This is a genomic window from Neisseria sp. HMSC061B04, assembly GCF_001836705.1.
GTDB lineage: Bacteria > Pseudomonadota > Gammaproteobacteria > Burkholderiales > Neisseriaceae > Neisseria.
The window spans coordinates 24,482-30,724 of the sequence record NZ_KV830173.1; the positions used below are offsets into that span (position 1 = coordinate 24,482).

The 6,243-nt window shown below is 50.7% G+C and carries 7 protein-coding genes; 4 read left to right on the forward strand and 3 right to left on the reverse strand.

Annotated features, from left to right (window positions below; translation table 11 throughout):
• The first annotated feature begins 49 nt into the window (after positions 1-49).
• Positions 50-340 (forward strand): hypothetical protein, encoded by a 291-nt coding sequence (locus HMPREF2661_RS11555; protein ID WP_070822111.1) that lies wholly within the window; start codon positions 50-52, stop codon positions 338-340.
• A gap of 75 nt (positions 341-415) precedes the next feature.
• On the opposite strand, the gene HMPREF2661_RS01010 is transcribed toward HMPREF2661_RS11555, so the two are convergent.
• Both HMPREF2661_RS01010 and HMPREF2661_RS01015 read right to left on the reverse strand, forming a co-directional pair.
• Complete coding sequence (locus tag HMPREF2661_RS01010) at positions 416-1,402, reverse strand: malate dehydrogenase (RefSeq protein ID WP_070822112.1); 987 nt, start codon at positions 1,400-1,402, stop codon at positions 416-418.
• 121 nt (positions 1,403-1,523) lie between these two features.
• On the reverse strand, positions 1,524-2,498 hold the full coding sequence (locus HMPREF2661_RS01015; protein ID WP_070822113.1) for a PhoH family protein: 975 nt from the start codon (positions 2,496-2,498) through the stop codon (positions 1,524-1,526).
• Positions 2,499-2,599: 101 nt separating this feature from the next.
• Here HMPREF2661_RS01015 and HMPREF2661_RS01020 point away from each other — a divergent pair, with 101 nt between their 5' ends.
• The 3 genes from HMPREF2661_RS01020 (at position 2,600) to rlmB (ending at position 4,427) form a co-directional block, all read left to right on the forward strand.
• Entirely contained in the window at positions 2,600-3,310 is a 711-nt protein-coding gene (locus tag HMPREF2661_RS01020) for an AzlC family ABC transporter permease (RefSeq protein WP_070822114.1), read from the forward strand.
• Positions 3,307-3,615 (forward strand): AzlD family protein, encoded by a 309-nt coding sequence (locus HMPREF2661_RS01025; RefSeq protein WP_003680717.1) that lies wholly within the window; start codon positions 3,307-3,309, stop codon positions 3,613-3,615. The genes HMPREF2661_RS01020 and HMPREF2661_RS01025 overlap by 4 nt, the downstream gene beginning before the upstream one ends.
• Positions 3,616-3,677: 62 nt before the next feature.
• Entirely contained in the window at positions 3,678-4,427 is a 750-nt protein-coding gene (gene rlmB, locus HMPREF2661_RS01030) for a 23S rRNA (guanosine(2251)-2'-O)-methyltransferase RlmB (RefSeq protein WP_070822115.1), read from the forward strand.
• A 52-nt stretch (positions 4,428-4,479) separates the two neighbouring features.
• Here rlmB and HMPREF2661_RS01035 read toward each other — a convergent pair whose 3' ends face one another.
• Complete coding sequence (locus HMPREF2661_RS01035) at positions 4,480-6,072, reverse strand: vWA domain-containing protein (protein WP_070822116.1); 1,593 nt, start codon at positions 6,070-6,072, stop codon at positions 4,480-4,482.
• Positions 6,073-6,243: the final 171 nt, after the last annotated feature.

A 6,243-nucleotide genomic window follows, 5' to 3' on the forward strand; every position in this document is an offset into this window, starting at 1 on the left:
AGTACAACCGTGAGTAAGGAAGGGTTGGTTCTTTTTGCTCGCACAATGTATGGCTTATACTGATACCGTGGGAACTTTATTCAGGCTGCAATTTTGGGGGGTGACTTTTATAAAAAAGGTGATGGGAATGTTGAAGAAATTTTTAATCCTGTTTTGCGTAGCTTTCACCGGCTCATGCAGTTCCTTTGATGGGGACGATTTGACAAATGGCTCATATTCTCAAGGAAAACGTCTTGATCCGAATTGTGATCATTATGCTGTCGGCGGTAGTGGTGGCGGTTGTACACCGTCAGGTCAATGGCATCTTAAAGATAAGCAAGGACAAAGAGTGCCATTCTAGCTTTTAAAAATGATTGTAGAACGGGCATTTAATTATTTAGGCCGTCTGAAATTTGGTTTTCAGACGGCCTTTGTTTTAGAGTAGATCCTGGATGGCTGAACGTTCTTCTTCCAATTCGGCCAGTGTGGCGGCAATACGTTTTTGGCTGAATTCATCCGACAAGTCCAAGCCTTGGACGATGCGGTAGCTGCCTTCGTCACAAATGACAGGGAAGCCGAAAATCAAACCTTCGGGAATGCCGTAAGACCCATCGGATGGAACGCCCATGGTTATCCATTTGCCGCTGCTGCCGAGCAACCAGTCACGCAGGTGGTAGATGGCGGCATTGGCGGCGGAGGCCGCGGATGATGAGCCACGTGCGGCGATAATGGCGGCACCTCGTCCGGCGATTTTCGGCATGAAGACTTCGGTGTTCCAGTCAGGTTCGGTAATCATGTCTTGGACGGACTCGCCGTTGCTGGTGGCGTAGCGGTAGTCGGCGTACATGGTCGGGCTGTGGTTGCCCCAGACGCACATTTGCTCGATGGAAGTAATCGGGCGGTTGATTTTTTCGGCAATTTGGCTGACGGCGCGGTGGTGGTCGAGACGCATCAGGGCGGTGAAATTTTCCGGAGGGATATCGGGTGCGGATTTCATGGCGATGTAGGCGTTGGTATTGGCCGGATTGCCGACGACGAGGACTTTAACGTTGCGATGGGCAACTTTGTTCAACGCCGCGCCTTGTACTTTGAAAATTTCGCCATTGGCGTGCAGCAAGTCGGCACGCTCCATGCCTTGCGTGCGCGGACGTGCACCAATCAAGAGGGCGATGTCGGCATCTTTGAAGGCGACTTCGGGGTTGTCTGTGGCGAAGATGTCGGCAAGGAGCGGGAAGGCGCAATCCTGCATTTCCATAATCACGCCGCGCAATGCCTGTTGTGCCTGTGGCAAGTCGAGCAGCTGCAGGATAACGGGTTGGTCGCGTCCGAGCATGATGCCGCCGGCGATACGGAAAAGGGTGGCGTAGGCGATTTGGCCTGCCGCGCCGGTAACGGCGATTCGGACGGGTGGCTTGAGGGTCATATTTTTCCTTTTGAAGTCGTTGTTTTACTTGATTTTCGGATTATAGCAGTATTATGGGGAGAATGATGTAGTAAGGCCGTCTGAAATTTGATTTTCAGACGGCCTTAAGTGTTTGAAAAGATTATTCGCCGTTTTTCTTTTCAGCTTGTTCTTCCGCTGCTTCATAGGCTTCGACGATTTTTTGCACCAAAGGATGGCGGACGACGTCTTCGCTGGTGAAGGTGTGGAAATACAGGCCTTCTACATCGCGCAGTTTTTCTCGTGCATCTTTCAAGCCGGATTTGATGTTGCGCGGCAGGTCGATTTGGCTAATGTCGCCGGTAATGACTGCTTTGGCACCGAAGCCGATACGGGTCAGGAACATTTTCATTTGTTCGGGGGTGGTGTTTTGCGCTTCGTCCAAAATGACATACGCGCCATTTAAGGTGCGGCCGCGCATATAGGCCAGCGGCGCAATTTCAATCAAACCTTTTTCCATCAGTTTGGTTACACGGTCGAAACCCATCAAATCATACAGTGCATCGTAAAGCGGTCGCAGGTAGGGATCGACTTTTTGTGCCAAATCGCCCGGCAGGAAGCCTAATTTTTCGCCTGCTTCGACTGCGGGGCGCACCAAAACGATGCGTTCGATTTGGTGTTTTTCCATGGCATCGACTGCGGCGGCAACGGCAAGATAGGTTTTACCCGTACCGGCAGGGCCTAAGCCGAACACGACATCGTGGTTGAGCAAGGCGCGGATATAGCCGTTTTGACGCGGGGTGCGGCCGCCGATGCTGCCGCGTTTGGTGCGGAAATAGTATTGTTGGTCGTGGTATTTTTCTTCGTGTTTTTCATCAGCGGTTTTTGCTTCAACGGCCGCGAGGCTGATGGCGTTGTCGTCCAAGTCGCCTTTTTCTGCGGCTTCGGCAAGCGACAGCAAGGCACGACGGCCGGCGTGTGCCAGTTCACCCATGAAGGTGAAATGTTCGAAGCGGCGGCTGATTTGGATATCAAGGGCTTTGCCTAAGGCTTCGAGATTGCTGTCGAGCGCGCCGCACAGGCGTTGCAACACGGTATTGTCAATTTCTTCAAACTGCAAATGGACGGTGTGGGTCATATCGGTTTCCGTAAATAAATCTAATTTTTCCGTATTATACCCTTGTTCAGACGGCCTGCTTTATAATCGCCGTTTCTTTTCGATAAATCGTTTTAATCAAAATGAGTCATACTATTTCCCCGCAGTCTGAGTTTCTGCGCGGCATTAAAGAATGTTCCCCCATGCTGATCGGTTTGTTGCCGTGGGCGCTGATTTTGGGTATGCAGGGCGGGCAGAAGGGCATAAGTTGGCTGGAAATGCTGCTGATGACGGGCATGAATTTTGCCGGAGGTTCGGAATTCGCCGCAGTCAATTTGTGGGCAAATCCTTTGCCGATTCTGCTGATTGCAACGGTAACGTTTATGATCAATTCGCGCCATATTCTGATGGGTGCGGCGATCGCACCGTATATGAGGGATATGCCGCTGAAAAAGGCGATGCCTGCGCTGTTTGTGATGTGTGATGAAAGCTGGGCAATGGCGTTTGCTGAAATTCAAAAGCGTAAGGCGGCAGGTTTGCCTGCGTTCAATATGCCGTTTTATGCCGGTGTGTGTTTTATTTTGTATGTAACTTGGATTGGTTTTGCGGCGTTTGGCGCGGCAGTCGGTCCGATGTTTGGCGATGTAGCGGCTTGGGGCTTCGGTATGGCGTTTCCGGCGGTGTTTTTAGTGTTGCTGCGCGGTATGTGGAAGAGCTTTTCGGCTTCACGCCCTTGGTTTGTCAGCCTGATTATGGCGTGCGCAACTTATTTGACCGTGGATGGCGCATGGTATGTTCCGGCCGGAGCGTTATCGGGATTGTTGGCGGCGTATTTGTGGGGAGAGCAAAAATGAAGGATTTGTTGTCGCTGCAATCGTTTCTGCTATTTTTAAGTATGTTGGCCGTTACCTATTCAACCCGATTAATCGGCTTTTTTGCATTGCGCAACCGTACGTTGAGCCGTCGTGCGCAAGTGGTGATGGAGGCCGCACCGGGCTGCGTGTTGATTTCTGTAATTGCGCCTTATTTTGTATCGGACAAGCCGCATGAACTGATTGCCATTGCTTTGACGGTATTGGCCGCCAGCCGGTTTTCGATGTTGGTGACGGTATTAATTGGCGTTGGTACTTCGGGCATACTCGGTTATTTGATGAAATAAAAAATTTTCAGACGGCCTTACTTGTTATAATGGCCGTCTGAATTTTTTGATAAAGCAAAAACATGGCAAACCAACGACTCATCTATGGCTTTCACGCCGTCAATGCCCGTTTGTGGCAAAACCCGAAATCGATTACCGAACTCTATATCCAAGAGGGCAAATCCGATGCGCGCACCCGCGATGTATTGGATAAAGCAGCCTCTGAAAACGTACGCGTGCATTTTGCCGATGCCGACCGCCTGAATGCCATCAGCAAAGGTGCGCGACATCAGGGCGTGGTCGGATTCATCGATGCTTCCAAAAACCATGTTCACTTGGAAGATGTATTGGAAAACCTGAGCGAACCGCCGTTTTTGCTGGTATTGGACGGCATTACCGATCCGCACAACCTCGGCGCGTGTCTGCGTACTGCTGATGCGATGGGTGTACATGCCGTGATTGCACCTAAAGACAAAAGTGCCGGCCTGAATGCGACCGTCAGCAAAGTTGCCTGTGGCGCAGCGGAAACTGTGCCGTATATTACTGTAACCAATCTTGCCCGTACTTTGCGTGAGCTGAAAGAATACGGCATTTGGATTGTCGGTACGGACATGGGCGGCGACTCCGACCTTTACCACTGCGACTTGCCCAACAGTGTGGCCTGGGTAATGGGCAACGAAGGCGAAGGCATGCGCCGTCTGACGCGCGAACATTGCGATATGCTGGTATCGATTCCGATGTTTGGCACAGTAGAAAGCATGAACGTTTCCGTCAGCGCAGGCATGGTATTGAGCGAAACCCGCCGTCAACGCGTGTTGAAATCGGAAAAATAAAAAGTGTAATTAAAAGGCCGTCTGAATGTTTTTCAGACGGCCTTTTTCAGGTTTATTCTTTAACCAAAGGACCTGATTGCTTTTCATTACCGGCGGCAATGCGTACCAATTGGAGAAATTCCGATTTCAGCTCAAACGGATCATCACCTTGGACTTGCTGTACCATTTTTTCAATGTCGCTCCAGCCAAGTTTGCCGTTGTATTCACCGCCGCGCAGGGCTTGCGCATAGGAAGCTGCGGCAAGGGCGAGCAGGGTGTCTTTATCGGCTTGCTCCAGCGGTTTGCTGCCAACGGGAATTGCTTGTTCCATCAGCTTGCTGTCTTTTTCCCCAGGCAGTTTGTAGCGTACTTTGACAAAGGCGTATTCGTTTTTACTGCCTTTGGCGGCAGGGGCTTTTTGATAGCGTGATTCGTTCAGCCAGCCGTTTTTGCCTGCCGGAATGATTTCATAAATAGCGGTCACGCTGTGGCCTGAGCCGATATCGCCCGCATCTACTTTGTTATTATTGAAGTCTTCATTGCGCAGGGTACGGTTGGTGTAGCCGACCAAGCGGTATTCTTTGACGGTGGCGGGGTTGAATTCGACTTGGATTTTGACATCCTGCGCTACGGTTGCGAGTGTGGAGGTCAGCTGCTGTTGCAGGACTTTTTTCGCTTCTTTTTCGTTGTCGATGTAGCTGTAATTGCCGTCGCCCGCATCGGCGATTTGTTCCATCATGTCTTCGTTGTAGTTGCCCATGCCGAAGCCTAAAGTGCTGAGTGAAACGCCGCTTTTGCGTTTTTCGGCAACCATGGATTTGAGGGTTTCGGTGTCGGATACGCCGACGTTAAAGTCGCCGTCGGTTGCCAGTAGGATGCGGTTGATGCCGTTGGGTACGAAGGCTTTTTGTGCTTGCTCGTAAGCCATTTGCAGTGCGGATTCGCCGTCTGTCGCGCCGCCCGCACGCAGTTTGTCAATGGCGTTTAGGATGGTTTCTTTATCTGCACCTGATGTGGGCGGGAGTACCAGATCTTCGCCAGACGCATAGGTAATCAGGGTCACTTTGTCTTGCGGGCGCAGTTGTCGGGTTAGGATGCGCAGAGTTTCTTGAACCAGCGGAAGTTTGTTTTCTGCATCCATACTGCCGGATACGTCCACAAGGAAAACGAGGTTGGCAGGAGGCAGGTCTTTCTTTGCGGTGTCTTGTGCTTGGATACCGATTTTGATCAACTTGGCTTCCGGTTGCCATGGAGAATCAATGGTTTCAGTGTGAACGGCGAAAGGATGCTCGTCGGTAGGAAGCGGGTAGTTGTAGGGGAAATAATTGACGATTTCTTCAATCCGCACGGCGTCTTTGGGCGGCTGTTCGCCGTTGGTCAGGAAACGGCGGACGTTGGCGTAGCTTCCGGTATCGACATCGATGCTGAATGTGGATACAGGCTCTTGGGCAACGGATTTGACCGGTTGGTCGGGTTGGTCTTGGTAGCGTTCGGTGTTTTCTGCAAGAGACAGATTTTCTTCAGCAACGGCGGCAGTAGACAATGCTGCGTTGTGTGGACTCTGAAGACTGTCAGGTGAAGAACTTGAGTGTTCGTGTGAACCGGAACACGCTGCCAACGCTGCTAACGTGAGTATGGAAACGGTTTTTAGAAAAAAACGCGACATGATTTAAGCTCCATAGAAATATCACATGCTGATTGTTAAAAGTATTGATAGCAGTGTATTGGCAGATTCAACGATAGCGCAGGGTCACTTTTTATTTGGATTTTATAGTGGATTAAATTTAAACCAGTACGGCGTTACCTCGCCTTAGCTCAAAGAGAACGATTCTCTAAG

What these genes read in the sequence shown, in the direction of transcription:
- HMPREF2661_RS01025 (WP_003680717.1), top strand. Translation starts at nt 3,307, where the DNA reads ATGAAGGATTTGTTGTCGCTGCAATCGTTTCTGCTATTTTTAAGTATG.
- HMPREF2661_RS11555 (WP_070822111.1), top strand. Translation starts at nt 50, where the DNA reads ATGGCTTATACTGATACCGTGGGAACTTTATTCAGGCTGCAATTTTGG.
- rlmB (WP_070822115.1), top strand. Translation starts at nt 3,678, where the DNA reads ATGGCAAACCAACGACTCATCTATGGCTTTCACGCCGTCAATGCCCGT.
- HMPREF2661_RS01015 (WP_070822113.1), bottom strand. Translation starts at nt 2,498, where the DNA reads ATGACCCACACCGTCCATTTGCAGTTTGAAGAAATTGACAATACCGTG.
- HMPREF2661_RS01010 (WP_070822112.1), bottom strand. Translation starts at nt 1,402, where the DNA reads ATGACCCTCAAGCCACCCGTCCGAATCGCCGTTACCGGCGCGGCAGGC.
- HMPREF2661_RS01020 (WP_070822114.1), top strand. Translation starts at nt 2,600, where the DNA reads ATGAGTCATACTATTTCCCCGCAGTCTGAGTTTCTGCGCGGCATTAAA.
- HMPREF2661_RS01035 (WP_070822116.1), bottom strand. Translation starts at nt 6,072, where the DNA reads ATGTCGCGTTTTTTTCTAAAAACCGTTTCCATACTCACGTTAGCAGCG.